Consider the following 25,506-nt stretch of genomic DNA (forward strand, 5'->3'; position numbering starts at 1 on the left):
AAGTGACCGGGGGCGGTAAGACGTGCTCAGGGGCGCCGGGAACTCACAGGACACACTCCGCCTCGGCGTACCGCTCCTGCGGAACGGTCTTCAGCGTCTGAACGGCCTCGGCCAACGACACCATCACTATGCCGGTCCCCCGCAGCGCGGTCATCCGCCCGAACTCCCCCCGGTGCACGGCCTCCACCGCATGCCACCCGAACCGCGTGGCAAGCACCCGGTCATAGGCGGTCGGCGTCCCACCCCGCTGCACATGCCCGAGAATCACCGGCCGGGCTTCCTTCCCCAGCCGCTCCTCCAGCTCCACCGACAGCTGACGGGCGATCCCGGCGAACCGCTCGTGCCCGTAGATGTCCTTGCCGCCCTCGTCGAACTCCATGGTCCCGGGCTTCGGCTTGGCCCCCTCCGCCGCGACGACGATCGCGAAGCGCTTGCCCGCCTCGAACCGCTCACCGACCTTGCGGGTCAACTCGTCGACGTCGAAGGGCCGCTCGGGGACGACGATGGCGTGCGCGCCGGCCGCCATGCCGGAGTGCAGCGCGATCCAGCCGGTGTGCCGGCCCATGACCTCCACGATCAGCACGCGCTGGTGGGACTCGGCGGTGGTCTTCAGCCGGTCGAGTGCCTCGGTCGCCACCCCCACGGCCGTGTCGAAGCCGAAGGTGACGTCCGTGACGGCGATGTCGTTGTCGATGGTCTTCGGCACGCCGACGATCGGCAGGCCGTTGTCGGACAGCAGCCGGGCCGCCTTGAGCGTGCCCTCGCCGCCGATGGGGATGATCGCGTCGAGCCCGAGCTCCTCGACGTGTCCCTTGGCCCGCTCCACGCCGTCCCGCAGGTGCTCGGGACGGACCCGGGAGGAGCCGAGGATCGTGCCGCCGCGGGCGAGGATGCCACCCACCGCGTCGAGGTCGAGCTTGAGGTAGTCGCACTCCAGAAGGCCCTTCCAGCCGTCCCGGAAGCCGATGACCTCGTCGCCGTGGTCGACGACGGCGCGGTGCACGACGGACCGGATGACGGCGTTCAGGCCGGGGCAGTCGCCGCCGGACGTGAGGACACCAATGCGCATAGCCCGAAAACCTTCTCAACGTGGGCCGGGACCGGACCACGTTGTCCGGCTCGAATCCCGCCACCCTAGCGGCATCGAGGGGCCGGACCGAAGCACGCGTCCGCCTGCTGGACGACCCCGCTCACCTGTGCGGATGTGCCGTCATACGGGCTGTTGACCAGCAGGTTGACGCGTCCTTCACGCACGCTGACGCGCAGCGTTCACGCAGGTGCCGCGCAACTGTGCCTACGCCGCAGACTGCTGCGCAACCGCGCTTACGCGGGCTGCTGCGCAGCCGCGATGCGCTCGTTGCGCAGTGCCTCGTACCAGCGGTCGTCCGTCGGCGGCAGCGCGTTGACGTCGAGGGCCAGCTTCAGCAGCAGGTCCGCGATCAGCGGGTTGCGCGCGAGCACCGGGCCGTGCATGTACGTGCCGAAGACGGTGTCGTTGAACGCGCCCTCCGTGCCGTCGCCCGTGCCGTTGCCGTTGCCGAATTGCACCCGGGCGAGCGGGCGGGCGGTGGGGCCGAGGTGGGTGACGCCCTGGTGGTTCTCGAAACCGGTCAGCGGGGGCAGGCCGAGGCGCGGGTCGATGTCGCCCAGCACGTCACCGACGCACCGCTCGCCCTCGCCGCGCACGGACACCACGTCCAGCAGGCCGAGGCCGGGCTCGCGCTGCCCGAGGTCGTTGATGAACTCGTGGCCGAGGATCTGGTAGCCGGCGCACACGGAGAACACGATGGCGCCGTTCTCCACGGCCCGGGTCAGTCCGCCGTCCCGGCGCAGTCGCTCGGCCGCGAGCCGCTGGGGCCGGTCCTCGCCGCCGCCGATCAGGTAGATGTCGCCGGAGGTCGGGATCGCCTGGTCGCTGCGCACGTCCAGCCGCGCCACGTCCAGGCCGCGCTGCCGGGCCCGGCGCTCCACGACGAGGACGTTGCCCTGGTCGCCGTAGGTGCTGAGCAGGTCGGGATAGATCCAGACGACCCGCAGTTGGTTGTCGCTCACAAAAGTCCCCTGACGTCTCGTGCTCAGTTGCCGACCCGGCGGCGCAGGTCCTGGAACGCCGTGTAGTTGGCGATGACCTCGATCCGGCCCGGCGGGCACGCCTGCACGGCCTGGTCGAGGTTCTCGTAGACCTGGAAGTGCTGGTCGGCGACCTCCAGGCGTACCGCGAGGTCCAGCCGCCGGTCGCCGACGACGCAGATCGGGTGGCCGGTCAGGCGCGTGTAGTCGACGTCCCACAGCCAGGAGGTGTCGGTGCCGTCGGCGGAGCGCGCGTTCACGGACAGGATGACCGGGGCGGGCGGCGGGTCGATGAGGGAGAACGTCTCCAGCCAGCCGGCCGGGTTCTTCGCGAGCAGGAGTCTGAGGTCACGGCCCTGGAACTGGACGACGTCGTACCGCCCGGCGACCGCCTGCACCTGGTACATGCGCTCCAGCGCGACCTGCGGCGGCACGCCGAACACGGCGGCGACGGCGGCCGAGGAGGCGGCGTTGGCCTTGTTGGCGCGGCCGGGCAGCTGGAGGTGGATCGGCCAGGCGGAGCCGTGCGGGTCCAGCACGTGGTCGCCGGACAGTGCCCAGCTCGGCGTCGGGCGGCGGAAGCCGCACTCACCGCAGTACCAGTCGTCGCCCGGGCGCTGCATCACGCCACCGCAGGACGGGCAGGACCAGGCGTCGTCCTTCCACATCTGCCCGGCGGCGACCCAGATCACATTGGGGGAGGAGGACGCCGCCCACACCACCAGCGGGTCGTCGCAGTTGGCCACGACCACGGCCTTGGAACCGGCGAGTCCCTCCCGCCAGTTCTCGGCGAGCATGCGGGTCTCGGCGGCGCGGTCGAGCTGGTCGCGGGAGAGGTTGAGCAGTGCGATGCACTTGGGCGCGGTGTCCCGGGCGACGCCGGCGAGGTACTTCTCGTCGACCTCGATCACGCCGTACCGGGCCTCCGAGTTGCCCGCGAGCGCCGAGGTGATGCCGGCCGGCATGTTGGCGCCGAGCGCGTTGGAGACGACCGGTCCCGCCGCGCGCAGGGCCTCGGCGATGAGCCGGGTGGTCGTGGTCTTGCCGTTCGTCGCCGAGACCAGGATCACGTCCAGGTTCTGCGCGAGCCGGGCGAGGAGGTCGGGGTCGAGCTTGAGCGCCACCCGGCCGCCGATCACCGAACCGCTGCCGCGCCCTGCGGCGCGGGATGCCGCCGCGACCGCCTTGCCCGCGGTCACGGCCAGCTTGGCCCGCGGCGAGAGCGGGTCCGAGTTGCCTGCCATCAGTTCTCGATCCTCCTTGCGTACGCGCCGCGCCTTGAAGCCTGACGGCCACGTGGTGTGGACCTCAGCCTATCGAGATCCATTAGCACTCCCGAACCGCGGCACTGTGGTGAACTCGTGTGGGAGGCGCGGAATGACAGGGACCTTACTCTTGCCGCCATGCGAAACAGCCCCATCCCCGGCGCCCACGGCCACGTGAGACCCCTCACGCTGCACGGCGACCCGCTCCTGCACACACCCTGCGCGGAGGCCACCGACTTCGGCCCCGAACTGGCCCGGCTCGTCGAGGACTTGTTCGCAACCATGTACGCCGCCCAGGGCGTCGGCCTCGCCGCCAACCAGATCGGCGAGCCGCTGCGGGTCTTCGTCTACGACTGCCCCGACGACGAGGACCTCCGGCACCTGGGCCACGTGGTCAACCCGCGCCTGGTCGAGGCGGACGGAGTGGTGATCCGGGGCCCGGAGGGCTGCCTGTCCCTACCGGGCCTGGAAGCGGCCACGGAGCGTTACGACCACGCGGTGGTCGAGGGCTTCACGATGACCGGAGAGCCGATCACGGTGCACGGCTCGGGCTTCTTCGCCCGCTGCCTCCAGCACGAGTACGACCACTTGGAGGGCCGCATCTACGCGGACCGACTGACGGGCTGGCGCCACCGCAGGCTGATGCGACAGGTGGCTCGGGCTTCATGGCGCCGAGTGAGGTGAGTAACCCAGGGGCGCGGGGCTGCGTTCGGTATGCGGCTCCGCCGCGTGGGCGCGACCAGCCCCCACCGGCCCGCACGCAAAGTACGACGGTCAGAACCCCGGACCCCCCACCCGATCCCCCGCGGCCGCAAGACGCCCCCACAACAGATCAGCCAGACTCCGCACCAACTCGGCACGGGAGCAAGGCCGTTCCCCCAGCCACCAGTCCCCGGCGGCATGCATCATGCCGACGATCCCATGCCCCCACACCCGCGCCAGCTGCTGTCCGCCCGGCCCGAGATCCAGCCGCTCCTCGATGACCTGCGCGAGTTCCTCCCCCATCCGCCGCAGCAACGGCGCACTGTGCTTGCCGACATCGAACCCCGGATCCCCCGGCTGGCCCCCCTCCGCCGGATGCATCAGGAACCGGTAGACCTGAGGCCGCGCCTCGATCGCCGCGAGATACGTGTCCAGCGTCGCCTCGACCCGCTCCCGTCTCTCCGCAGGCGCGTCCAGCGCCGCCCGCAGCGAATCCAGCAGCGCGTCCGTGTGCCGTTTGGCAAGGGCCGCGTAAAGTCCGCCCTTGTCACCGAAGTGCCGGTACAGAATCGGCTTGGTGATGCCCGCTTCCGCGGCGATCGCGTTCATCGAGGCCTGCGGACCGTCGCGCAGCACCACTCGGTCGGCGGCTTCCAGCAGCTCACGCCGTCGGCGGTCGGCGGACCGTTGCTGGTCGGTCCGCTGCGTGGTGTCCATCTGCTCTCCCCACCCGTGCTGATTCGATGACGCCTGCGCAAACTAACACTCAAACATGCCCCGGACACCGGGTGCCGACCGGTCGGTAGGAGTTGACGTGGACTACCCACCGGTAACAGACTGCTGTTACCGCAAGTAACATGCATGTGTGCCGCTGGAGGGGACGACATGGCCGAGTTCACCATGGAGCTCAACGACGAACAGAAGGAGGTCCGCGACTGGCTGCACGGCTTCGCCGCCGATGTGATCCGCCCCGCGGCCGCCGAATGGGACGAGCGTGAGGAGACTCCCTGGCCGGTCATCCAGGAGGCCGCCAAGGTCGGCATCTATTCCCTGGACTTCTACGCCCAGCAGTACTTCGACCCCACCGGCCTCGGCATCCCCATGGCGATGGAGGAGCTGTTCTGGGGCGACGCGGGCATCGCCCTGTCCATCGTCGGCACCGGTCTCGCCGCCGTCGGCGTCCTCGCCAACGGCACCGAGGAGCAGATCGGCACCTGGATCCCCCAGATGTACGGCGACGCGAGCAATGTCAAGGTCGCCGCCTTCTGCTCCTCCGAGCCCGACGCCGGCTCCGACGTGGCCTCCATGCGCACCCGGGCCGTGTACGACGAGGCCAAGGACGAGTGGGTGATCAACGGCACCAAGACCTGGGCGACCAACGGCGGTATCGCCAACGTCCATGTCGTGGTCGCGGTGGTGGACCCGGAGCTCGGCTCCAAGGGCCACGCCTCCTTCATCATCCCGCCGGGCACCGAGGGCCTGTCCCAGGGCCAGAAGTTCAAGAAGCACGGCATCCGCGCCTCGCACACCGCCGAGGTCGTCCTGGACAACGTGCGCGTTCCGGGCTCCTGCCTGCTCGGCGGCAAGGAGAGGCTCGACGAGCGGCTCGCCCGGGCGCGGGAGAAGGCCAAGCAGGGCGGGGAGCGAGTGAAGAACGCGGCGATGGCCACGTTCGAGGCGTCGCGCCCGGCGGTCGGGGCCATGGCGGTCGGTACGGCCCGGGCCGCGTACGAGGTCGCCCTCGACTACGGCAAGACGCGGGAGCAGTTCGGGCGGCCGATCATCGACAACCAGGGCGTGGCGTTCCAGCTCGCGGACATGCGTACGTCCATCGACGCGGCCCGGCTCCTTGTCTGGCGCGCCTCCTGGATGGCGGTCAACGGCAAGCCGTTCACGGCGGCCGAGGGCTCGATGTCCAAGCTGTTCGCGAGCGAGACGGCCAAGCAGGTCACGGCCCAGGCGATCCAGATCCTGGGCGGCAACGGCTACACCAGGGAGTACCCCGTCGAGCGTATGCACCGGGACGCCGCCATCTACACGATCTTCGAGGGCACGAGCGAGATCCAGCGACTGGTGATAGCCCGGACCCTCTCCGGCACGCCCATCCGCTGACGAGCGAACAGCCGGCGCAGCGCGTCCAGGACGACGGCGCTAACGATGTCGCCCTGCTCGGTGAGCGTGGCCCGGCTGCACCGGAAGGCGTGCGGGTCGACCTGGAGGAAGGTGCTGAGGTCGCCGAGCCGTCCCAGCCGTGGTCACCGGCCAGGTCCTTCAGCGCCGGCGCGAGGGGCTCCATCGTGGCGGGCACCCGCTTGTCCAGCAGGACAGGCTCGGCGTCGTCGAGCGCCCGCTGTATGACCGCCGGCACCCGCGCCTTCGCCTCGGCCTCGTAGAGCTTGTCGCGCTCCTCGAACCCGGGGTGTTTCAGGGTTTCCTCGATGAGCCGGAGGGCCAGCGGCAGTTGGGGGTGGTCGGCGTGGCGCTCACGCGCCAGCTCCAGCGTGGCGCCGATCTCGCGCCGGACCACTTCCGTATCGGGGACGCCGTGCCAGGCTCGTCCCGACACCCTCACGACGGAGGACGCGATGACGCACCCGGCCCGGGACCTGCTGACGACGACCACAGCCGAACTCGCCCCGGACCCGCGGTCCAACCCCTTGGTCCCCCGGATCGCCCGTGGCGAGGCCCCCCGTCCCACCCTCGCCGCGCTCGCCCTGGAACAGTCCTGGGTGATCCCCGCGGACCGCCGCGCGTTCCTGCATCTGGCGGAACGCTCCGCGACGACCGACCCGGAGGCGGCGGCCTACTTCACCACCCTCGCGGAGGGCGAGGCACTGGCGGGCGACCGGCTGGACGCCTTCGCGAGGGCGTGCGGTGTGGACGAGACGGAGGCGGCCGCGTACGAGCCCCTTCCGGGCTGCCAGGCGTACCCCGCGTACGTCGCCTGGCTGGCCCTCAACGCCTCACCGGCGGACGTCGTCCTGGCCCTGACCGCGAACTTCTCCGCGTGGGGCGGCTATTGTGCGACGATCGCCGAGGCCCTGCGCATCCATTACGGCTTCACGGACGAGGCGTGCGGCTTCTTCGACTTCTTCGCCCAGCCGTCCCCGGAGCTGGACGGGCTTGCGACGGCGGCGGTGCAGGCGGCCATGGACGCCGGGCGCCTCGACAAGGCACGAGCACACGCATACGGCCGCCTACTTCAGACCTACGAGGCGATGTTCTGGTCGACGCTGGGGGACCTGCCCTCTTAGGGGCGCGGGGCTGTGTCGAATTGCGGCTCCGCCGCGTGGGCGCGACCAGCCACGAACAACCCGCACCCGCAGGCGCTAGGTCGCACCCCCACTGCTGTGCGCAATGCAAGCCACATCAATACGGTCGGCCAGCTTCGCCAGCTCGATCGTCAACGCAGCGACCGTGTCCTCGTCGAGCCCGGACTCCCCGGTCTCGACAAGCCGCACCCATCGACCCCCCACCGTCCGCAACAGCTTGCTGACATCGGCCGCAGCCACCTGCAAGGTCCCGCGGTCGTCGACGATCAGAGGCAGAGTCACTTCGCGGTTCACAGACGGGATCGTAGCCCCGCAACACTCACGCACCGTGCCAAACGGTCGTGATGTTGCAGAACTCCCGGATTCCGTGCCCGGACAGCTCACGCCCGTACCCGGACCGCTTCACTCCGCCGAACGGGAACGCCGGGTGGGAGGCCGTCATCCCGTTGACGTACACACCGCCCGCCTCCAGATCCCGGACGAACCGGTCCACCTCGGCCTCGTCCCGCGTCCACACGTTCGAGCTCAGTCCGAACGGCGAGTCGTTCGCGATCAGCACGGCCTCGTCCAGGTCGGCCGCCCGGTACAGCGTGGCGACCGGACCGAACGCCTCCTCCCGGTGGATACGCATCTCCCGGGTGATGCCGGCGAGAACGGTCGGCGCGTAGTACCAGCCGGGCCCGTCCGGCCGTTCGCCACCGCACAGCACCTCCGCCCCGCTGCGCACCGCGTCGTCGACCAGCTCCTCGAGATCGCGCAGTCCCTGCTCGCTGGAGAGCGGCCCGACCTCGGTGTCCTCGGCCATGGGGTCGCCGACCTGCAGTGCCTTCATGCCCTCGGCGAACCGCTCGGCGAAGGCGTCGTAGACATCCGTGTGCACGATGAACCGCTTGGCGGCGATGCAGGACTGCCCGGTGTTCTGCACCCGCGCGGTCACCGCGACCTGCGCGGCCCGGTCGATGTCGGCGGAGGGCATGACGACGAAGGGGTCGCTGCCGCCCAGCTCCAGCACCGTCTTCTTGACCATCTCCCCGGCGGTGGAGGCGACCGCGCGGCCCGCGGGCTCGCTGCCGGTGAGGGTGGCCGCCTTGACCCGCTCGTCGCGCAGGATGTCGTCGACCGCTGCGGAGCCGATCAGCAGGGTCTGGAAGCAGCCCTCGGTGAAGCCCGCCCGGTGGAACAGGTCCTCCAGGTAGAGGGCGGTCTGGGGGACGTTCGAGGCGTGCTTGAGCAGGCCCACGTTCCCGGCCATCAGGGCGGGCGCCGCGAAGCGGACCACCTGCCACAGCGGGAAGTTCCACGGCATGATCGCCAGCACCGGTCCCAGGGGCCGGTAGCGCACCCGTACCCGCGAGGCGCCGGAGTCCTTCACGTCGGTGTCGGAGGGCTCCTCGGCGGCGAGCAGTTCCTCGGCGTGGTCGGCGTACCAGCGCATCGCCTTGGCGCACTTCGCCGCCTCGGCGCGGGACTGCTGGACCGGCTTGCCCATCTCGGTGGTCAGTACGCGGGCGATGTCCCGCTGGTCCTCGTCGAGGAGGTCGGCGGCCTTCCTCATCAGCCGGGCGCGCTCGTCGAACGTCGTCGTCCGGTACGTGCGGAACGTGGCCTCCGCCAGCTGGAGCCGGCGCCCGATCTCCTCCTCGCCCATGGCCTCGTACGTCTTGAGCGTCTCGCCGTTCGCCGGGTTCACCGTTGCGATGGGCATGGCTGACCTCCCTCGGTGCGGGCTGTAGTCCGACCTTCCCGCGTGGCGGAGGGGACCGCAACGCGGGAGCGTCTCCTCAGGGCGAGTGCTCCGCCAGGCGGTCCAGAAACGCCGCCTGCGCCTTGACGATCACCGCTCGGGCCCGGTCGAGCCCGAACCACGCCACCCGGTCCAGCTCGGGGAACTCCTGGAGCTGCCCCGACCTCGGCGGCCACTCCATCCGGAACGTGCCGGGCGCGATCGTCGCCGGGTCGAGGTCCGCCTCGATCGCCCAGGCCGTGACGATCTTGCCGCCTGTCTGCCGGATCTCGCCCAGCGCGAGGGCCTCGCCGTCGGGCGGGGGCAGACCCAGTTCCTCCTCGAACTCGCGCCGGGCGGCCGCCCAGGCGGACTCGTCGGGCTCGTACTCGCCCTTGGGGATGGTCCACGCCCCGGCGTCGCGCCGGGCGAAGAAGGGGCCGCCCATGTGGCCGAGCAGTACTTCGGGGCCGTCGTCGGTGTGGTGGAAGAGCAGCAGGCCGGCACTGCGCTTCACGGGCTCACCTCCGGGTGCGCGGCCAGCAGCGTCTCCACCGTGTCGGCGTCCTCGGGGCGCTTGTCCTCCCGGTAGCGGACCACGCGGGCGAAGCGCAGGGTGACGCCGGCCGGGTAGCGGGTGGAGCGCTGGAGACCGTCGTAGGCGATCTCGACGACGAGTTCCGGGCGGACGGTCACGACGTGGCCGTCGTCGTCGGCGGCGAGCTGCCGGAGCCGTTCGGTCTGCCAGGTCAGCATCGCGTCGGTCATGCCCTTGAAGGTCTTGCCGAGCATGGCGAGGCCGCCGTCGGCGGTGCGGGCGCCGAGGTGGAGGTTGGAGAGCTTGCCGGTGCGGCGGCCGTGGCCCCACTCGGCGGCCAGGACGACCAGGTCGAGGGTGTGGACGGGCTTGACCTTCAGCCAGGACGCGCCGCGCCGGCCCGCGCTGTAGGGGGCGTCCAGCGCCTTGGCGACGACGCCCTCGTGGCCGCGCTTCAGCGTCTCGGCGAGAAACTCCTCCGCCGTGTGCAGGTCGTCCGGGCCGGACACGGTCGTGCGGCGCACGCGCATCGGCTCGGGGACCAACCGGGCCAGCTCGGCGTGCCGCTCGGCGAACGGCAGGTCGAGCAGGTCGTGGCCGTCGACGGACAGCGCGTCGAAGAAGACGGGGGAGACCGGCACCGCGCGTGCCGCCGTCGCCACGTCCGTGCGCGAGCCGACGCGTCCGGCTGTCTCCTGGAACGAGCGGGGGCGGCCGCCCTCGTCGAAGGAGATCACCTCGCCGTCCAGGATGAACCGCTCGCCCCGCAACTCAAGCGCGGCGGCCGTCACTTCGGGCAGGCGGTCGGTGATGTCGTCGAGGGTGCGGGTGTAGAGCCGTACCGTGTCGCCGTCCCGGTGCACCTGGACGCGGATGCCGTCCAGCTTCTCCTCGACCGCGCAGGCGTCGAGCTTGTCCACCGCCTCGGCGACGGAGGAGGCACTGTGCGCCAGCATCGGCCAGACCGGGCGGCCGACGGTGAGGCGGAAGCGGTCCAGGGCGGCGGGGCCGTCCGTGAGCAGCGCCTCGGCGACCGTCTGGAGGGAGCCGGCGAGCATCACGGCCCGTCGTACGTCCGCCGGGGGCGCCCCGGTCGCCTGGGCCAGTCCCTCGACCGCGACGGCGTCCAGCGCGCCCTGCCGTACCTCCCCGGTGAGCAGCCCGATCAGGAACCGCTGTTCGTCCTCGGTGGCCGCGCCCATCAACTCCCCGACCAGCCGGGCCCGTTCCGCCTGGGAGCCGGAGCCGGACACCTGGGCCAGCTCCGACAGCCGGGCGTCCACGTCCCGCACGCTCAGGCCCGGTTCGGCGGCGGGGGCGACCGGGCGGCTCAGCACCTTCCAGCCGACGCCGATCCGGCCCTGCGGCAGCCGGCCCGCCAGGTACGGGATGACGATCGGCACGTCGTCCGCCTCCGCGTCCCGGAAGAGCTCCGCGAGCAGGGCCGTCTTCCGGGACCGCGCCGAGGTGGCGGCGACCTCCTGGGACACTCGGGCCAGCCGGTGCAACAGCATGCAGCCATGGTGCACCTCAGGAGCCGCCTCTACACCCGGATGGCGGGGTCGCGGTCCGCCGTCAGGTCGCCGACGCCTCGCGCAGGTGGCACTTCTACTCCCGGGCGGCCGCGTCGAGGTCGGTCATCAGCAGATCCCCGACGATCGCCGACGCCGCCCGGTATCCGCCGCTCGCCGCGTGCACGACCTGCTCGGCGAAGCCGATCGCGTTGCCCGCGGCCCACACGCCCGGGACGGTCGTCAGCCCGGTCGGGTCGACCACCGGGTACGCGCCGAAGGGCGTCTCGCGCAGCTCGGCGCCGAGCCGCTCCAGCAGGCCGGTCTGCGGGGCGGGGCGCGGGCCGACGAAGAGTACGGAGCGGGCGTGCGTCGTGCCGTCGGTGAGCCGGACACCGGTGAGCCGGTCGTCCTCGACCACCAGCCCCGCGACCTCGCCGGGCACCACGTCCACCCCGGCCGCGGCCAGCCGGCGCAGATCCTGGTCGGACAGTTCCTCCTCGGCGACCGTGTGCAGGAAGAACCGCACGTCCTTCGACCACTGGGACACGATCAGCGCCTGGTGCACGCTCGCCGGGCTCGACGCCAGCACCCCGAACGGCTGGTCGCGCACCTCCCAGCCGTGGCAGAACGGGCAGTGCAGCACGTCCCGGCCGAACCGCTCGGCGATGCCGGGAACCGTCGGCAGCTCGTCCTTCAACCCGGTCGCGATCACCAGCCGCCGGGCGTGTACATGTCGCCCGCCGGCCAGCACCACGGCGAAGTCCTCGCCCTTCTCCACCTCCACCACCCGGTCCCGCACGAGCTCCACGCCGTACCGCGCGATCTCCTCCCGGCCGACGGAGAGGAACTCGGCGGGCGGCATCCCGTCGCGCGACAGATAGCCCTGCATGTGCGCGGCGGGCGCGTTGCGCGGCTCGCCCGCGTCGACGACCAGCGTCTGGTGCCGGGCCCGGCCCAGCACCAGCGCCGCGGACAGACCCGCCGCGCCCCCGCCGATGACGACCACTGCGTACTTCTCGGTCATGGTGACCACCTCCACCGCCGAGAGTCGCCCCGGTGTCACGGGATTGACAAACGTGTTTGCCGAACCTGCAATACCACCATGACTACGGACGAGGTACTCGCGGGCGTCGGCCCCCGGCTGCGGCAGATGCGCAAGGAGCGGGAGGTGACCCTGGCGGCCCTCTCCGAGACCACCGGCATCTCCGTCAGCACCCTGTCGCGACTGGAGTCCGGCCTGCGCAAACCCAGCCTGGAGCTGCTGCTGCCGATCGCCCGGGCCCACCAGGTGGCCCTGGACGAGCTGGTCGGAGCCCCGTCGGCCGGAGACCCGCGGGTGCGGTCCAAGCCGATCGAGATGTTCGGCCGCACCCACTGGCCGCTCACCCGCCAGCCCGGCGGCCTCCAGGCCTACAAGGTGCTGGAACCCCAGCGCAGACAGGAGCCGGACCCGCGCACGCACGAGGGCTACGAGTGGCTGTACGTGCTGTCCGGGAAGCTGCGCCTGGTGCTGGGCGAGCACGACGTGGTGCTCACGGCGGGGGAGGCGGCGGAGTTCGACACCCGCGTGCCGCACTGGTTCGGGTCGACGGGGGAGGGGCCCGTGGAGTTCCTCAGCCTGTTCGGGCCGCAGGGGGAGCGGATGCATGTGCGGGCGCGGCCCAGGCGGTCGTGACGTACGAGATACCTCCCGGCGGCACTCGTCACCCGGAGACGGTTCCCTGATCTGCAAGCGACCGCTTAGTATGCGACTCGACCCCGGTCGGACGACGCAGTCGACGCAGCCCGTGGAGGCCCCGCATGCAGGCATGGCAAGTGCACGAGAACGGCGAGCCGGGTGAGGTGATGCGGCTGGAGGACGTGGAAGCGCCCGCGCCCGGCGACGGTCAGGTCCTGCTGAAGGTGCGCGCCGCGAACATCAACTTCCCCGACGCCCTGCTGTGCCGCGGCCAGTACCAGGTCAGGCCGCCGCTGCCGTTCACCCCGGGCGTGGAGATCTGCGGCGAGACCGAGGACGGCCGCCGGGTGATCGCCAACCCGGCGCTGCCGTACGGCGGCTTCGCCGAGTACGCCGTCGCGGACCTGGCCGCCCTCCTGCCCGCGCCGGACGCCCTGGACGACGCGGAGGCCGCGGCCCTGCACATCGGCTACCAGACCGGCTGGTTCGGTCTGCACCGCCGGGCCGGTCTGGAGGTCGGCGAGACCCTGCTCGTCCACGCTGCCGCAGGAGGGGTCGGCAGCGCGGCCGTGCAGCTCGGGAAGGCCGCCGGCGCCACCGTCATCGGTGTCGTCGGCGGCTCCGGGAAGGCGGCCGTCGCCCGCGAGCTGGGCTGCGACGTCGTGATCGACCGGCGCTGCGAGGACGTCGTCGCCGCCGTCAAGGAGGCCACCGGCGGCCGGGGCGCCGACGTGATCTACGACCCGGTCGGCGGCGAGGCCTACGCCCAGTCCGCCAAGGCCGTCGCCTTCGAGGGGCGCATCGTGGTCGTCGGCTTCGCCAGCGGCACGATCCCCAGCCCGGGACTGAACCACGCCCTGGTGAAGAACTACTCGATCCTCGGCCTGCACTGGGGCCTGTACAACACCAAGAACCCGAAGCTCGTCCGGCACTGCCACGAGCAGCTCACCGAGCTGGCCGCCCGGGGCGCGATCAAGCCGCTGGTGAGCGAACGCGTGCCGCTCGGCGGGGCCGCCACCGCCGTGCAGAAGGTCGCGGACGGCCTCACCACCGGCCGGGTCGCCGTCGTCATGGAGGAGGCAGCATGACCAGCGCCGAGGAACTGCGCCGTCGCACACAGGACTTGCTGGCCGCTCACCCGCCGGCCTCGACCGACCGCCTGGACTTCCTCCGGGCCCGCTTCGACGCCGGACTGGCCTGGGTGCACTACCCGGAGGGCCTCGGCGGACTCGGCGCTCCCCGTTCCCTCCAGGCCGTCGTGGACGCCGAGTTGGAGGCGGCCGGGGCGCCCGACAACGACCCGCGGCGCATCGGCATCGGCCTCGGGATGGCCGCGCCGACCATCCTGGGCTACGGCACCGAGGAGCAGAAGCGGCGGTACCTCAGGCCCCTGTGGACGGGGGAGGAGGTCTGGTGTCAGCTGTTCAGCGAGCCGGGTGCCGGATCCGACCTCGCCGCACTGGGCACCCGGGCCGTCCGGGAGGATGGGGGCACCTCCCGCTCGAGCGAAGCCGAGAGTGGGGGAGACTGGGTCGTCAACGGGCAGAAGGTCTGGACGTCCAGCGCCCACGTGGCCCGCTGGGCGATCCTCATCGCCCGCACCGACCCGGACGTGCCCAAGCACCGGGGCATCACGTACTTCGTCTGCGACATGACCGACCCGGGTGTCGAGGTGCGCCCGCTGCGGCAGATCACCGGTGAGGCCGAGTTCAACGAGGTGTTCCTCACCGACGTCCGCATCCCGGACTCCCGCCGCCTCGGCGAGGTCGGTGACGGCTGGCGGGTCGCGCAGACCACCCTGAACAACGAGCGCGTCGCCATCGGCGGCATGCGGCTGCCCCGCGAGGGCGGCATGATCGGCCCGGTCTCCAGGACCTGGCGCGAGCGATCGGAGCTGCGCACCCACGACCTGCACCAGCGCCTGCTGAAGCTCTGGGTCGAGGCCGAGGTCGCCCGGCTCACCGGCGAGCGGCTGCGCCAGCAGCTCGTGGCCGGCCAGCCCGGCCCCGAAGGCGCCGGCATGAAGCTCGCCTTCGCCCGCCTCAACCAGGAGATCAGCGGCCTGGAGATGGAACTCCTCGGTGCGGAGGGCCTGTTGTACGACGACTGGACCATGCGCCGACCGGAGCTGGTCGACTTCACCGGCCGCGAGGCCGGCTACCGCTACCTGCGCTCCAAGGGCAACAGCATCGAGGGCGGGACCAGCGAGGTCCTGCTGAACATCGTCGCCGAGCGCGTCCTCGGCCTGCCCGCCGAACCGCGCACCGACAAGGACGTCGCCTGGAAGGACCTCGCCCGATGAGCACACAGCCCGACCTGTTGTACTCGGAGGAGGAAGAGGCGCTGCGCGCCGCCGTCCGCGACCTGCTCGCCGACCACTGCGACGCGCCCGGCGTCATCGCCCGCATCGAGTCGGACGCCCCGCACAACCTGGCGCTGTGGAAGGCCCTCACCGACGGCATGGGCCTCGCGGGCCTGCTGGTGCCGGAGGAGCTGGACGGCCAGGGCGCCACGCACCGGGAAGCCGCCGTGGTGCTGGAGGAACTGGGGCGTGCGGTCGCGCCCGTCCCGTACCTCACGAGTGCGGTCGTCGCCACCGAGGCGCTGCTGGCCTGCGGGACCGACGACCTGCTCACCGAGCTCGCCTCCGGGACGTCGATCGGAGCCCTCGCGGTCGCCCTCAACATCGCACCGGGCGCCGCCTACAAGGTCGTCCCCTACGACAACGGCCTGCTGCACGGCGAACTGGCCGGCATCGCGGACGCGGCCGTCGCCGACGTGCTGCTCGTGCCCGCCGACGACGGCGGCCTGTACGCGGTCGACGCCACCGCGGCGACCATCACACCCCAGGTCTCCCTGGACCTGACCCGGCCGCTGGCGACCGTCACACTCGACGGGGTGCCGGGGCGGCTGCTGGGCGACGCCGAACCCGCCGTACGCCGGGCCCTGCGCGCCGGAGCCGGGCTGCTCGCCTCCGAACAGCTCGGCCTGGCCGATTGGACGCTGACGGAGACCGTCCGCTACCTCAAGGACCGCAAGCAGTTCAACCGGCCCGTCGGCGGCTTCCAGGCGCTCAAGCACCGGCTGGCCCAGTTGTGGCTGGAGGTCGCGGGCCTCCGCGCGGCCGCCCGCAACGCCGCCGACGCCCTGTCGACCGGCCGGGACGCCGACGTGGCGGTCACCGTCGCCCAGGCCTGCGCGGCGCCCGTGGCCGTCCACGCCGCCGAGGAGGCACTGCAACTGCACGGCGGCATCGGCATGACGTGGGAGCACCCGGTGCACCTGTACCTGAAGCGTGCGAAGGCCGACTCGATCGCCTACGGCACGGCCGGCGCCCACCGGGAGGCACTTGCCGGACTGGTCGACCTCCAGGCCCCCTGACAGACACCTGGCTGACGCCTCTCAACGCCTCGTCGACGCCGGAGAAAAGCCCGTCCCACCAGGGGCGGGCTTTTCCGTGCGCCCTGCTCCGGCGAAGTGAACGCACGACGGCACCGAGGCCAACTCCCCGCAAGGCCCTGCTCCTTGGCCCTGCCCTGACCCATACTCGCAGGGTTCCCGTACGGCACCTCCAGGGAGGCAGAGCATGGACCTCACCACCCGTCGCAGAGCCCTCACCACCCTCGGCGCCGCCCTCGCGGGCTCGGTCGCCCTCCCCGCCACCCAAGCCCTCGCCGGCGAACGGCGGCACGGGCCCCGCCCGTTGTGGCGCGCCCACGCCCACAACGACTACGAGCACCCGCGCCCCCTGTTCGACGCCCTGGACCACCGGTTCGGCAGCGTCGAAGCCGACATCCACCTCGTCGGCGACCAGCTCCTCGTCGCCCACGACCCGGAGGACCTCGACCCGGCCCGCACACTGGAGTCCCTCTACCTCGACCCGCTCGCCGCGCGCGTGCGGGCCAACGGCGGCCGCGTGTACCGGGGGTACCGCGGGTCGCTGCAACTGCTCGTCGACATCAAGACCGAGGGCTCGTCGACGTACCTCGAACTCGACCGCCACCTCAGGCGCTACCGGCACCTGTTCACGACGTACGCCCACGGCCGCGTCCTGCCCGGCCCGGTCACCGCCGTCATCTCCGGCGACCGCGCGGCCCGCGCCCCCATGGAGGCCCAGACCCTCCGGCGTGCCTTCTACGACGGCCGGCTCGCCGACCTCGGCAGCCAGGCGCCAGCCTCCTTCATACCGCTGATCAGCGACAACTGGACGCTCAACTTCACCTGGCGGGGCGTGGGCGCGTTCCCGGACGCCGAGCGGGAGAAGCTGCGGGGCATCGTCCGGGCCGCCCACAAGCGGGGGCAGAAGGTGCGGTTCTGGGCGACCCCGGACCTGGCCGGGCCCGCCCGGGACGCGCTGTGGGCCGAACTGCTCGCCGCGGACGTCGACTACCTCAACACCGACGACCTCGCCGGACTGGAGGCGTTCCTGGACGCCCGGCGGGCGGCGTAGGACGCGCACGACACGTTGGACACGTAGAACATCACACGTTCGGCGGACAGGTCAGCCGCCCGGACGAACCCTCCGCTACGCCACACTTACGGCCGAACGCCGTGAACCAGACATGGCGGCGTGGCGGAGGAGTCGACGATGGCCATTTCCATCTCTGTGGTGCTGCTGCTCGCGATCCTGGCGGTGATCTTCCTGCGCAACGGCGGGCTGAAGGTCTCGCATGCGCTGGTCTGCCTGCTGCTCGGCTTCTACCTGGCCAGCACCAGCATCGCTCCCACCATCCACAGCGGTCTCACGGCGACGGCGGACATCGTCAGCGGTCTGCGGCCCTGACGTCACGTTCCCGAGAACACGCCGATGCCGTTCGGAACGGCGCGTTCGGCGCCGCCGCTGGGGTGGTTGCGTACCGAGACGGTGCTCGCGCCCGCCTTCCGGGCGACCAGCGTCGACGACCCGCCGCCGTCCAGGCTGAAGGCGTCGTCCGAGCCCAGCTTCCGCATGGTGTCGGCCACTTCGGCGATCGTCAGGCCGCTGCGGTAGGCGGCGGCGCCGTCCAGTGCGAGCAGCAGCATGCACCGTCCGTCGTCGGCGATCCCCACGGCCGTACGGACGGCCGACGTCGTGTCGTCCAGACCCGGCAGCGGCCGCCCGCCCGTGAGGACCGGGTAGCCGCCGAGGGCGAGCCGGTAGGCGGCGCCGTCCGTGGCCGCCACGAGACGGTGCTCGACCTCGACCGCTTCGCCGGTGGACAGCTTCCGCAACCGCTGGGCCCCGGCCTCCCGGCCGACCAGCACGGTGGTGCCCGCGGCGATGGGACCGCTGCCGGGTGTGTCAGCGGCCGACACGACCTTGCCGTCGCGGACCGTCACCTCGTACGTGTCCGTACTGCAGGGCGCGGCCCGGTCCGTGTCCGTGCCGCACGTCGCGCGCACGCGGGAGACGCTGCCCCATTCGGGGGTGAACGCACCGATCGAACCCACCGGCAGCGCGTACTGATTGAGCCCGCCCAGCGGCACCTGCGCCTCCTCCGTTCGGACCGAGCCGTCCAGGGCCAGCCGGTCCAGCCGCGCCACTCCGTCGGTGCCGACGCCGAACACGTCCTCGGTGGTCGTGCCGGGCGGCAGCGCGGGCCCGAAGCGCTGGCCGTTCGGCACGGCCGCCTTGAGCGTCCGCCCGGCCGCGATCGCCGGACCCACGCTCGCGCCGGTCGCCTCGACGCCCGGGTGCTGCGTCTCGGTGATGTTGAAGAAGTCGCCGTTGACACCGGCGACGGCCCCCTGGGCGTCGGCCATCCGCGAGACCTGCGCGCGCGAGGCCACCGCCCCGGGATACAGCAGATCGACCCGTACCCGCGGATGGCCCAGGTCGACCCTCAGCACGTGCGCATGGGTCACTCCTTTGGCCGCCTTGATGTCGAACTCCTCGTACGTGACTCCCGGCGCGACCCGTCCGCCCTTCTGGACGGCGCCGGCCGGTGCCGCCCCCGCCAGGGCCGCACCGGTCAGCGCGCCGAACGCCGTGAGAAACGCCAGTACCGCTCTGCCTGCTCCCCGTCGCCTGCGACGACCTGTCACCGCGCCCCCTGATGCCTCGTCAACTGCCCGGATCCTCAGGGGCAGTGCACCAGACCACGAGGGCCGGCAGGGTGGCTGAGCGCCGACTACGCGGGAACGGCTGAAAAACGCACCCCGCTGGGTGCTTCAGCCGTCGCCCGTTCCGGTGTCGTACGGCGTGAAGTGAGCGGGCGCGTGGTCGATCGCCAGACCCGGCCGCCAGACGGTGAGGGCCTGCGCGCTGCACACGAACAGCTCCTCCGGAAGCCGGTCCAGGGCGAACCAGCGCCAGCGGCCCACGCTCTCCCCGGGCTGGTCCGACGGCTCTCCCCGCCAGGCGGTGACCCGGGCGGCCACCGTCACCCGTACGACACCGCCGGCGTCGTCGAGGAGCGTCCCGAGCAGCCGGACGTCCTCCGGCCGGGCGTCGAGCCCCGTCTCCTCGCCGAGTTCGCGCACGACCGCCTCCTGCAACGACTCCCCGGGCTCCACCGTCCCGCCGGGCAGCTCCCACGTCCCGTGCCGGTGCCGGCCCAGGAGCAGTCCTCGGGGGCCGTGCAGGACGGCGCCGACCCCGAGCGCGGCGTGGGCCACCGGCGGCTTGGCGGTGCGCGGCCGGGAGGAGACACGGACGGGCCGAATCGCCCGGAAGAGCCGGTACGACGCGTGGTTGCCGTCCTGCGGCGTGTCGAGGACGTCGACCTGCTCCACGCGCAGCCCGTGCTCGGCGAGCAGGGCCGTCCAGAGCTCCGGTTCGAGGACCCACATCCGGACGGTGACCTCCCCGCCGCCGGCCAGCCGCAGGATCTCCGGCCGGGCGATGACCTCGTCCGACGGTCCGTCACCGTGCGAGTTGGTGTGCAGCACGGTGAAGCAGAGCCTGCCGCCCGGCTTGATCGCCGCGGCCAGGGCGGGCAGCAGCCGGTGCGGGTCGATGTACGGCACGGCGTTGACCGAGTAGATGACGTCGTACGGCTCCGCCGAGCGCAGATGCTCCACCGCGTCGGCCAGGACCAGGCGCAGCCCGGGCAGGGAGCCGTAGCGGGCGCGCGCCCGTTCGTACTGTCCGGCCGAGGAGTCGACGGCGTCCACCAGCGCGCCGTGAGCACGGACCAGATGGGCGGCGTGCCGGGCCGGACCGCACCCGAGGTCCAGCACTCGCCTGCCAGCCAGCTCCCCGAGCACCTCGATCCCCGGTCCGGCGCCCTCGAATCCCCAGTCGATCCGCGCCACCTCGGGCAGCACCGTGCCACGCCGCAGGTGGTGTTCGCCGTACGTGCGCCAGGCCTCGGCGTTGACGGTCTCAGGTCGCGTCACCAACGCTCAGCCTCCCGCCGCGGCGTCGCGCGGAAGGACCGTGACTCGGTGGAAGTTGCACCCGGCGAGCCCCGGCTCCTCGCCGGCCGGCCAGGTCTGGTGGGCCTTGAGGGCGATGCTCACCAGGCTCAGCAGCAGGTCGACGTCCGCGTCGCAGTCGAGGTGGACCGTCACCCAGCACGATCCGGGAACCAGGTGGATCGCGCTCGAACCGGCGAGGTCGTAGTGGAAGCGCTGGATGGCCCGGCGAGTGAGGTGGAGGTCCACGTCCCGTGCCGAGTGGAAGTGGACGATCTCGTCACGGACGGAACGGAGCGCCCGTCCGGTACCGCAACTCGCCGGGCCCGCCATCAGGTCGGGCCAGGCCTGCAGACGCTCCAGGGCGCGCTGGGCCAGACTCATGGTCCCATCGTTGCGTGATTACCGTGCCGCAACCAGAGGTTGAGCGTTTTGTAACCGGGACGTGAGGTCGGGTGCCGTGGGCAGGGGCGGCGAAATGCGCTGTTCTCAGGCGGAGTTGTCGACCAGTCTCATGTAGCGCTTCCAGTCCCAGTGGCGGCCCGGATCGGTGTGGTCGCTGCCCGGTACCTCGTGGTGGCCGATGATGTGCGCCCGGTTCCTGGGGATGCCGTACCTCGCACAGATCGCCGCGGTGAGCCGGGCCGACCGCTCGTACATCGCGTCTGAGAAGAACGACGGCTGGTCCACCCATCCCTCGTGCTCGATGCCGATGCTGCGGGTGTTGTAGTCCCAGTTCCCCGCGTGCCACGCGATGTCGGACTCGCGCACGCACTGCGCCACGTGCCCGTCGGACGAGCGCACCACGTAGTGCGCGGACACCTTCGTCCTGGGGTTCCGGAAGACGGACAGGGTGCCGGAGTAGGTCGTCTGCGCGACGTGGATGACCACGTAGTGCAGCGGATGGGCGCGGGGGCGGTTCGACGGCGTGTAATTGCTGCGGCTCGCCGGATGCCACGCGGCTCCGGGGTGATCGACGGCCTGGGGCCGGGCGGTGGCCCGTGCGTCGGGGAACAGAGCGAACGGGACGGCGGTGAGGGCGGCGCCCATGAGGAGGCCTCGCCTGCTGGGGAAAGGAGTTGTCCGTGCCATGAGTGTGTGCCTTCCGGGCTCGACGGCGGTGTCTCTTGCTCAACTGCTCGGAGCCGCGGCTGTTGTGGTCGCGGCCCGCGTGGATCAAGTTACGGCGCCTGCCGGTCGGTCCGAAGGACGCGATGCTTTTTGGGGGAAGGGCGCGGAAATGTGGATAACTCGCTCACCCGGTCGGGTGATTGAGGGGCTTCGTGGGCCGGCTTTGCCTGTAGGCAGGGCCCGTCTCAGGCCCGCTCGGCAACGATGGCCGGATCGTCCAGCACCGCCCGCACGACCGAATGCGCGGCCCCCAGCAGCGGCCCCTGCGGACCCAGCCGGGACACGGACACGGGACAGGCCGGCCCCGCCGTGCGGCGCGCCAACTCCTCCCGCAACGACGGCAGCAGCCACGGCGCCAGCCCGGACAGTTCCCCGCCCAGCACCACGCTCTCCGGGTCGAGCAGGTTGACCGCCCCGGTCAGGGCGACTCCGAGCGCGGTGCCCGCGTCGCGCAGGGCACGGCGTACGTCCTCGTCGCCCTCGGCCGCGCGCCCCGCCAGCAGCCCGACCCGGTCCTGATCCGGCTCCAGGCCGGCCGCGCGCAGCACCGCCTCCTCGCCGGCGTACTGCTCCAGGCACCCGCGCCCGCCGCACGCGCACTTAGGCCCGTCCGGCCGGACCGGCACGTGCCCCAACTCGCCCGCGAAACCGCGCCTTCCGCGCAGCAGTCCGCCGTCCACCACGACCGCCGCGCCGATACCGATCTCCGCCGACACGTGCAGGAAGTCGCGCGGCGTGCCCTCGCCGAGCCAGAGTTCTGCGAGGGCGCCGAAGTTGGCCTCGTTGTCCACGGTCAGCGGGAGGTCCGCCGGCAGCAGGTCACCGAGGTCCGTGTCGTGCCAGTCGAGGTTCGGGGCGCGTACGACGGTCCGGGCGTCGCGCGCCACCAGACCGGGCACGGCCACGGCGAGACCGGCCGGCCACAGGCCCTCGCCCTCCGCCTCGGCGACGACCCGGCGGATGAGTTCGGTCAGCTCGGCGAGCACGGGCCGGGGGGAGCGGCCGCGGTTCGCGCCCTGGCGTATCGCCCGCGACCGGGTCGTGCCGCGCAGGTCCACGGCACAGACCGCGAGATGGTCGACGCCGACCTCCGCGCCTATCCCCGCCGGGCCGCGTCCGCTCAGCGCGAGCGCGGAGCCGGGGCGGCCCACCCGGCCAGGCCGTTCGGGCCCCAGCTCCTCCAGTAGCCCCGAGCGGATGAGTTCGTCTACGAGCGTCGACACCGCCGCCCGGGTCAGGCCGATCCGCGAGGCGACGGCGGCCCGGGACAGCGGTCCCTCGGCACGGACGGCGTGCAGGACACGGGCGAGGTTGCGGCGGCGCATGCCCTGCTGGGTGTCCGGCAGGGCGCGCCCCGGTCCGGCCGGACGGGCCTCGTGCAGCGGTGCGGTCATGCCTGACGCCAGTCCTCAGTGGGTGTCCGTGGGCCGCTCCAGCAGCGCAGCCGCGTCGGAGAGTACCCCGGCGATCCTGGCCAGCGTCGCCTCGTCCCGCTCGACGGCGTCGAGCACCGGCCCGGCCGCCGTGTTCCAGCGCCGGGCGACCGCCGCCGGGTCCTCCCCGGTCAGCACCCCGGCCGCCTGCGCGGCGGCGCCGAGCGCCACCAGCTCCTTGGCCTCCGGCACCTGCACGGGACGCCCTGACAGCCGTAGTACGGTCTGCTGCCAGGCCGCGCCCCGGGCACCGCCGCCGATCAGCAGCAGGGGCGCCGACGGGTCCGCGTCCTGGTCCAGGACCAGGTCGAGCGCGCCGAGCAGGGAGTGGACGGCACCGTCGTAGGCGGCCTGGAGCAGCTGGCCGGCGGTCGTGTCGTGGCGCAGGCCGTGCAGCAGACCGGAGGCGTTCGGCAGGTTCGGGGTGCGTTCGCCGTCCAGGTAGGGCAGCAGCGTCACGGCCGTGCCGGGCTCGACGGCCTCGCGGTCCAGGCCCAGCAGCGTCGCGACGCGGTCCACGGCGAGGGTGCAGTTCAGGGTGCAGGCCAGTGGCAGCCAGTCACCGCGGGCGTCGGCGAAACCGGCCACCGTGCCGCTCGGGTCGGCGGGCCGCCGCTGCGACACCGCGTACACCGTGCCCGAGGTGCCGAGACTCATCACCGGCATGCCGGGACGCAGCCCGAGGCCCAGCGCCGCGGCGGCGTTGTCACCGGTGCCGGGGGCGACCAGGGTGCCCTTGGAGAACGGCAGATCATGGCTGTCGCGCACCGTGCCCGCCACCTCGCCGGGCCGGACCACACGGGGCAGCAGGGCCGGGTCCAGTCCCACGTGCGCCAGGATCTCGTCGTCGTACGACTCCGTCCCGGACGCCCACCAGCCCGTCCCGGAGGCGTCGCCGCGGTCGGTCGTGCCCTGCCCGGTGAGCCGCTCGGTGAGGTAGTCGTGGGGGAGACGCACGGCCTTCGTGGCGCGCGCCGCCTCCGGCTCGTGCTCGGCGAGCCAGGCCCATTTGGTGACCGTGAAGGAAGCGGCGGGGACGAGCCCGGTGCGCTCGGCCCAGAACTTCGCGCCGCCCAGTTCCTCGGTGAGCCGGCGCGCCTGCGGCGCCGAACGCACGTCGTTCCACAGCAGGGCGGGCCGCACCGGCTCGCCCCGGTCGTCCAGCGTGACCAGGCCGTGCTGCTGTCCGCCGACCGACACCGCGGCGGCCTCGTGCGCCGCCTCGCCGCACTGGCGCAGGGCCTCGCACAACGCGTCCCACCACTGGCGCGGATCGCTCTCGCGCCCGGCCCCCGAGGAGACGGTGTGCGGCGCCTGGCCGCTCGCGACGACCCGGCCGGTCGACACGTCGACGACCAGCGCCTTGGTGGACTGGGTGGACGAGTCCACGCCGACGACGAGCGGACCCTCGGCTGCTGACATCGGGTTTCTCCCTCTGCTCTCGTCCCGAGACACCTTGTCTCTTCCCAGGAAGGTGCTCGCATACTAATTTGTAAATCGGCATGACGAAATAGCCTCAGCGAGCAAGGAGCCGCGGCATGAGCTACCAGCCCACCCCCGAGGACAGGTTCACCTTCGGACTGTGGACCGTCGGCTGGCAGGGACGGGATCCCTTCGGCGACGCCACGCGGCGTGCCCTCGACCCGGTCGAGACGGTGCAGCGACTGGCCGAGCTCGGCGCCCACGGCGTCACCTTCCACGACGACGACCTGATCCCGTTCGGCTCGAGCGACACCGAGCGCGAGGCCCACATCAAGCGCTTCCGGCAGGCGCTGGACGCCACGGGCATGAAGGTCCCGATGGCCACCACCAACCTCTTCACGCACCCGGTCTTCAAGGACGGCGCGTTCACCGCCAACGACCGTGACGTGCGCCGCTACGCGCTGCGCAAGACCATCCGCAACATCGACCTCGCCGTCGAGCTCGGCGCCCAGGTGTACGTGGCCTGGGGCGGCCGTGAGGGTGCCGAGTCCGGCGGCGCCAAGGACGTCCACGCGGCCCTGGACCGGATGAAGGAGGCCTTCGACCTGCTCGGCGAGTACGTCACCTCCCAGGGCTACGACCTGCGCTTCGCGATCGAGCCCAAGCCGAACGAGCCGCGCGGCGACATCCTGCTGCCCACCGTCGGCCACGCCCTGGCGTTCATCGAGCGCCTGGAGCGCCCGGAGCTGTACGGCGTCAACCCCGAGGTCGGGCACGAGCAGATGGCCGGGCTGAACTTCCCGCACGGCATCGCGCAGGCGCTGTGGGCGGGCAAGCTGTTCCACATCGACCTCAACGGCCAGTCGGGCATCAAGTACGACCAGGACCTGCGCTTCGGAGCGGGCGACCTGCGCGCCGCGTTCTGGCTGGTCGACCTGCTGGAGTCGGCCGGCTACACCGGTCCGCGGCACTTCGACTTCAAGCCGCCGCGGACCGAGGATCTCGACGGGGTGTGGGCCTCGGCGGCCGGCTGCATGCGCAACTACCTCATCCTCAAGGAGCGCGCCGCCGCCTTCCGCGCCGACCCGGAGGTCCAGGAGGCCCTGAGCGCGTCCCGCCTGGACGAGCTGGCCCAGCCCACCGCCGCGGACGGTCTCCAGTCCCTGCTCGCCGACCGGTCGGCCTTCGAGGCCTTCGACGTCGAGGCGGCCGCCGCCCGCGGCATGGCCTTCGAGCGTCTGGACCAGCTGGCGATGGACCACCTGCTGGGGGCACGTGGCTGAGCGCACGCGCGCGTGCGGGTCCGTCGGCCGGTCACGGGGTGTGTGACCGGCCAACGGGTCCGCAATGCTCCGGAATCAGGGTCGGTCATGCTCCGGAATCACGGTCCGCAATGCTCCGGAATCATGCGATCCACGCC

The 25,506-nt window shown here is 72.2% G+C and carries 25 protein-coding genes and 1 pseudogene; 10 read left to right on the plus strand and 16 right to left on the minus strand.

Annotation, left to right across the window (positions count from 1 at the left end; translation table 11 throughout):
* Window positions 1-43: 43 nt before the first annotated feature.
* The 3 genes from ACIBNA_RS30125 to ACIBNA_RS30135 form a co-directional block, all read right to left on the minus strand.
* A complete protein-coding gene (locus ACIBNA_RS30125) occupies window positions 44-1,069 on the minus strand; it encodes a 6-phosphofructokinase (RefSeq protein ID WP_399168335.1) in 1,026 nt (341 codons plus the stop codon).
* A 254-nt stretch (window positions 1,070-1,323) separates the two neighbouring features.
* The gene (locus ACIBNA_RS30130) at window positions 1,324-2,052 is read right to left on the minus strand and encodes a type 1 glutamine amidotransferase (RefSeq protein WP_399168336.1); all 729 of its coding nucleotides are present in this window, start codon (window positions 2,050-2,052) and stop codon (window positions 1,324-1,326) included.
* A 23-nt stretch (window positions 2,053-2,075) separates the two neighbouring features.
* A complete protein-coding gene (locus tag ACIBNA_RS30135; RefSeq protein ID WP_399168337.1) occupies window positions 2,076-3,314 on the minus strand; it encodes a MurT ligase domain-containing protein in 1,239 nt (412 codons plus the stop codon).
* A 159-nt stretch (window positions 3,315-3,473) separates the two neighbouring features.
* On the opposite strand from ACIBNA_RS30135, the gene def reads away from it, so the two are divergent.
* Window positions 3,474-4,019, plus strand: coding sequence for a peptide deformylase (def, locus tag ACIBNA_RS30140; protein ID WP_399168338.1), 546 nt, complete (start codon window positions 3,474-3,476; stop codon window positions 4,017-4,019).
* A gap of 90 nt (window positions 4,020-4,109) precedes the next feature.
* On the opposite strand, the gene ACIBNA_RS30145 is transcribed toward def, so the two are convergent.
* Window positions 4,110-4,754 carry a TetR family transcriptional regulator gene (locus ACIBNA_RS30145; protein WP_351417313.1) on the minus strand — a complete coding sequence of 215 codons (645 nt, stop codon included), beginning with the start codon at window positions 4,752-4,754 and terminating at the stop codon, window positions 4,110-4,112.
* Window positions 4,755-4,922: 168 nt separating this feature from the next.
* Here ACIBNA_RS30145 and ACIBNA_RS30150 point away from each other — a divergent pair, with 168 nt between their 5' ends.
* A complete protein-coding gene (locus ACIBNA_RS30150; protein WP_399168339.1) occupies window positions 4,923-6,149 on the plus strand; it encodes an acyl-CoA dehydrogenase family protein in 1,227 nt (408 codons plus the stop codon).
* Here the strand turns inward: ACIBNA_RS30150 and ACIBNA_RS30155 are convergent.
* A pseudogene (locus tag ACIBNA_RS30155) lies at window positions 6,071-6,549 on the minus strand (hypothetical protein). The gene ACIBNA_RS30150 and the pseudogene ACIBNA_RS30155 overlap by 79 nt on opposite strands.
* Window positions 6,550-6,622: 73 nt before the next feature.
* Here ACIBNA_RS30155 and ACIBNA_RS30160 point away from each other — a divergent pair.
* A complete protein-coding gene (locus ACIBNA_RS30160; protein WP_399168340.1) occupies window positions 6,623-7,291 on the plus strand; it encodes a transcriptional regulator in 669 nt (222 codons plus the stop codon).
* A 75-nt stretch (window positions 7,292-7,366) separates the two neighbouring features.
* On the opposite strand, the gene ACIBNA_RS30165 is transcribed toward ACIBNA_RS30160, so the two are convergent.
* The 5 genes from ACIBNA_RS30165 to ACIBNA_RS30185 all read right to left on the minus strand — a co-directional run bounded on the left by ACIBNA_RS30165 (window position 7,367) and on the right by ACIBNA_RS30185 (window position 12,108).
* Entirely contained in the window at window positions 7,367-7,603 is a 237-nt protein-coding gene (locus ACIBNA_RS30165; RefSeq protein ID WP_274814644.1) for a DUF6213 family protein, read from the minus strand.
* A 25-nt stretch (window positions 7,604-7,628) separates the two neighbouring features.
* Window positions 7,629-9,014, minus strand: a complete 1,386-nt coding sequence (locus ACIBNA_RS30170; protein WP_399168341.1) for an NADP-dependent succinic semialdehyde dehydrogenase — start codon at window positions 9,012-9,014, stop codon at window positions 7,629-7,631.
* Between the two features lie 76 nt (window positions 9,015-9,090).
* Entirely contained in the window at window positions 9,091-9,549 is a 459-nt protein-coding gene (locus ACIBNA_RS30175; RefSeq protein ID WP_399168342.1) for an NUDIX domain-containing protein, read from the minus strand.
* Complete coding sequence (locus ACIBNA_RS30180) at window positions 9,546-11,084, minus strand: ATP-dependent DNA ligase (RefSeq protein ID WP_399168343.1); 1,539 nt, start codon at window positions 11,082-11,084, stop codon at window positions 9,546-9,548. The genes ACIBNA_RS30175 and ACIBNA_RS30180 overlap by 4 nt, the downstream gene beginning before the upstream one ends.
* A gap of 94 nt (window positions 11,085-11,178) precedes the next feature.
* Window positions 11,179-12,108 (minus strand): NAD(P)/FAD-dependent oxidoreductase, encoded by a 930-nt coding sequence (locus ACIBNA_RS30185; RefSeq protein WP_399168344.1) that lies wholly within the window; start codon window positions 12,106-12,108, stop codon window positions 11,179-11,181.
* 78 nt (window positions 12,109-12,186) lie between these two features.
* On the opposite strand from ACIBNA_RS30185, the gene ACIBNA_RS30190 reads away from it, so the two are divergent.
* The 6 genes from ACIBNA_RS30190 (at window position 12,187) to ACIBNA_RS30215 (ending at window position 17,545) form a co-directional block, all read left to right on the plus strand.
* Window positions 12,187-12,759, plus strand: a complete 573-nt coding sequence (locus ACIBNA_RS30190) for a helix-turn-helix domain-containing protein (RefSeq protein WP_399168345.1) — start codon at window positions 12,187-12,189, stop codon at window positions 12,757-12,759.
* 125 nt (window positions 12,760-12,884) lie between these two features.
* Window positions 12,885-13,850: an NADPH:quinone oxidoreductase family protein gene (locus tag ACIBNA_RS30195; RefSeq protein ID WP_399168346.1), complete on the plus strand. Its 966-nt coding sequence runs from the start codon at window positions 12,885-12,887 to the stop codon at window positions 13,848-13,850.
* Complete coding sequence (locus ACIBNA_RS30200; RefSeq protein WP_399168347.1) at window positions 13,847-15,064, plus strand: acyl-CoA dehydrogenase family protein; 1,218 nt, start codon at window positions 13,847-13,849, stop codon at window positions 15,062-15,064. The genes ACIBNA_RS30195 and ACIBNA_RS30200 overlap by 4 nt, the downstream gene beginning before the upstream one ends.
* The gene (locus ACIBNA_RS30205; RefSeq protein WP_399168348.1) at window positions 15,061-16,143 is read left to right on the plus strand and encodes an acyl-CoA dehydrogenase family protein; all 1,083 of its coding nucleotides are present in this window, start codon (window positions 15,061-15,063) and stop codon (window positions 16,141-16,143) included. Before ACIBNA_RS30200 ends, ACIBNA_RS30205 begins: the two co-directional genes overlap by 4 nt.
* 205 nt (window positions 16,144-16,348) lie before the next feature.
* A complete protein-coding gene (locus tag ACIBNA_RS30210; protein WP_399168349.1) occupies window positions 16,349-17,212 on the plus strand; it encodes a phosphatidylinositol-specific phospholipase C/glycerophosphodiester phosphodiesterase family protein in 864 nt (287 codons plus the stop codon).
* 138 nt (window positions 17,213-17,350) lie between these two features.
* Window positions 17,351-17,545, plus strand: coding sequence for a hypothetical protein (locus tag ACIBNA_RS30215; protein WP_274814636.1), 195 nt, complete (start codon window positions 17,351-17,353; stop codon window positions 17,543-17,545).
* 2 nt (window positions 17,546-17,547) lie between these two features.
* Here ACIBNA_RS30215 and ACIBNA_RS30220 read toward each other — a convergent pair whose 3' ends face one another.
* The 6 genes from ACIBNA_RS30220 to xylB all read right to left on the minus strand — a co-directional run bounded on the left by ACIBNA_RS30220 (window position 17,548) and on the right by xylB (window position 24,086).
* Window positions 17,548-18,786 carry a phosphodiester glycosidase family protein gene (locus tag ACIBNA_RS30220; RefSeq protein WP_399168350.1) on the minus strand — a complete coding sequence of 413 codons (1,239 nt, stop codon included), beginning with the start codon at window positions 18,784-18,786 and terminating at the stop codon, window positions 17,548-17,550.
* Between the two features lie 126 nt (window positions 18,787-18,912).
* Window positions 18,913-20,085, minus strand: coding sequence for a bifunctional class I SAM-dependent methyltransferase/NUDIX hydrolase (locus tag ACIBNA_RS30225; protein ID WP_399168351.1), 1,173 nt, complete (start codon window positions 20,083-20,085; stop codon window positions 18,913-18,915).
* Window positions 20,086-20,088: 3 nt separating this feature from the next.
* Window positions 20,089-20,484 carry a luciferase family protein gene (locus tag ACIBNA_RS30230; protein ID WP_399168352.1) on the minus strand — a complete coding sequence of 132 codons (396 nt, stop codon included), beginning with the start codon at window positions 20,482-20,484 and terminating at the stop codon, window positions 20,089-20,091.
* A 105-nt stretch (window positions 20,485-20,589) separates the two neighbouring features.
* A complete protein-coding gene (locus ACIBNA_RS30235; RefSeq protein WP_399168353.1) occupies window positions 20,590-21,192 on the minus strand; it encodes an N-acetylmuramoyl-L-alanine amidase in 603 nt (200 codons plus the stop codon).
* A 224-nt stretch (window positions 21,193-21,416) separates the two neighbouring features.
* A complete protein-coding gene (locus ACIBNA_RS30240) occupies window positions 21,417-22,625 on the minus strand; it encodes an ROK family protein (protein WP_399168354.1) in 1,209 nt (402 codons plus the stop codon).
* 15 nt (window positions 22,626-22,640) lie between these two features.
* Window positions 22,641-24,086 (minus strand): xylulokinase, encoded by a 1,446-nt coding sequence (gene xylB / locus ACIBNA_RS30245; RefSeq protein ID WP_399168355.1) that lies wholly within the window; start codon window positions 24,084-24,086, stop codon window positions 22,641-22,643.
* Between the two features lie 116 nt (window positions 24,087-24,202).
* On the opposite strand from xylB, the gene xylA reads away from it, so the two are divergent.
* Window positions 24,203-25,369 (plus strand): xylose isomerase, encoded by a 1,167-nt coding sequence (gene xylA / locus ACIBNA_RS30250; RefSeq protein WP_399168356.1) that lies wholly within the window; start codon window positions 24,203-24,205, stop codon window positions 25,367-25,369.
* Window positions 25,370-25,506: the final 137 nt, after the last annotated feature.

The organism is Streptomyces sp. NPDC050164 (assembly GCF_044459945.1).
Classification (GTDB): Bacteria; Actinomycetota; Actinomycetes; order Streptomycetales; family Streptomycetaceae; genus Streptomyces; species Streptomyces coeruleorubidus_A.

Coding starts and splice junctions, on each gene's coding strand:
- def (WP_399168338.1), top strand. CDS start 3,474: ATGCGAAACAGCCCCATCCCCGGCGCCCACGGCCACGTGAGACCCCTC.
- xylB (WP_399168355.1), bottom strand. CDS start 24,086: ATGTCAGCAGCCGAGGGTCCGCTCGTCGTCGGCGTGGACTCGTCCACC.
- ACIBNA_RS30210 (WP_399168349.1), top strand. CDS start 16,349: ATGGACCTCACCACCCGTCGCAGAGCCCTCACCACCCTCGGCGCCGCC.
- ACIBNA_RS30190 (WP_399168345.1), top strand. CDS start 12,187: ATGACTACGGACGAGGTACTCGCGGGCGTCGGCCCCCGGCTGCGGCAG.
- ACIBNA_RS30170 (WP_399168341.1), bottom strand. CDS start 9,014: ATGCCCATCGCAACGGTGAACCCGGCGAACGGCGAGACGCTCAAGACG.
- ACIBNA_RS30125 (WP_399168335.1), bottom strand. CDS start 1,069: ATGCGCATTGGTGTCCTCACGTCCGGCGGCGACTGCCCCGGCCTGAAC.
- ACIBNA_RS30230 (WP_399168352.1), bottom strand. CDS start 20,484: ATGAGTCTGGCCCAGCGCGCCCTGGAGCGTCTGCAGGCCTGGCCCGAC.
- ACIBNA_RS30135 (WP_399168337.1), bottom strand. CDS start 3,314: ATGGCAGGCAACTCGGACCCGCTCTCGCCGCGGGCCAAGCTGGCCGTG.
- ACIBNA_RS30160 (WP_399168340.1), top strand. CDS start 6,623: ATGACGCACCCGGCCCGGGACCTGCTGACGACGACCACAGCCGAACTC.
- ACIBNA_RS30235 (WP_399168353.1), bottom strand. CDS start 21,192: ATGGCACGGACAACTCCTTTCCCCAGCAGGCGAGGCCTCCTCATGGGC.
- ACIBNA_RS30200 (WP_399168347.1), top strand. CDS start 13,847: ATGACCAGCGCCGAGGAACTGCGCCGTCGCACACAGGACTTGCTGGCC.
- ACIBNA_RS30150 (WP_399168339.1), top strand. CDS start 4,923: ATGGCCGAGTTCACCATGGAGCTCAACGACGAACAGAAGGAGGTCCGC.
- ACIBNA_RS30195 (WP_399168346.1), top strand. CDS start 12,885: ATGCAGGCATGGCAAGTGCACGAGAACGGCGAGCCGGGTGAGGTGATG.
- ACIBNA_RS30180 (WP_399168343.1), bottom strand. CDS start 11,084: ATGCTGTTGCACCGGCTGGCCCGAGTGTCCCAGGAGGTCGCCGCCACC.
- ACIBNA_RS30145 (WP_351417313.1), bottom strand. CDS start 4,754: ATGGACACCACGCAGCGGACCGACCAGCAACGGTCCGCCGACCGCCGA.
- xylA (WP_399168356.1), top strand. CDS start 24,203: ATGAGCTACCAGCCCACCCCCGAGGACAGGTTCACCTTCGGACTGTGG.
- ACIBNA_RS30205 (WP_399168348.1), top strand. CDS start 15,061: ATGAGCACACAGCCCGACCTGTTGTACTCGGAGGAGGAAGAGGCGCTG.
- ACIBNA_RS30240 (WP_399168354.1), bottom strand. CDS start 22,625: ATGACCGCACCGCTGCACGAGGCCCGTCCGGCCGGACCGGGGCGCGCC.
- ACIBNA_RS30185 (WP_399168344.1), bottom strand. CDS start 12,108: ATGACCGAGAAGTACGCAGTGGTCGTCATCGGCGGGGGCGCGGCGGGT.
- ACIBNA_RS30215 (WP_274814636.1), top strand. CDS start 17,351: ATGGCCATTTCCATCTCTGTGGTGCTGCTGCTCGCGATCCTGGCGGTG.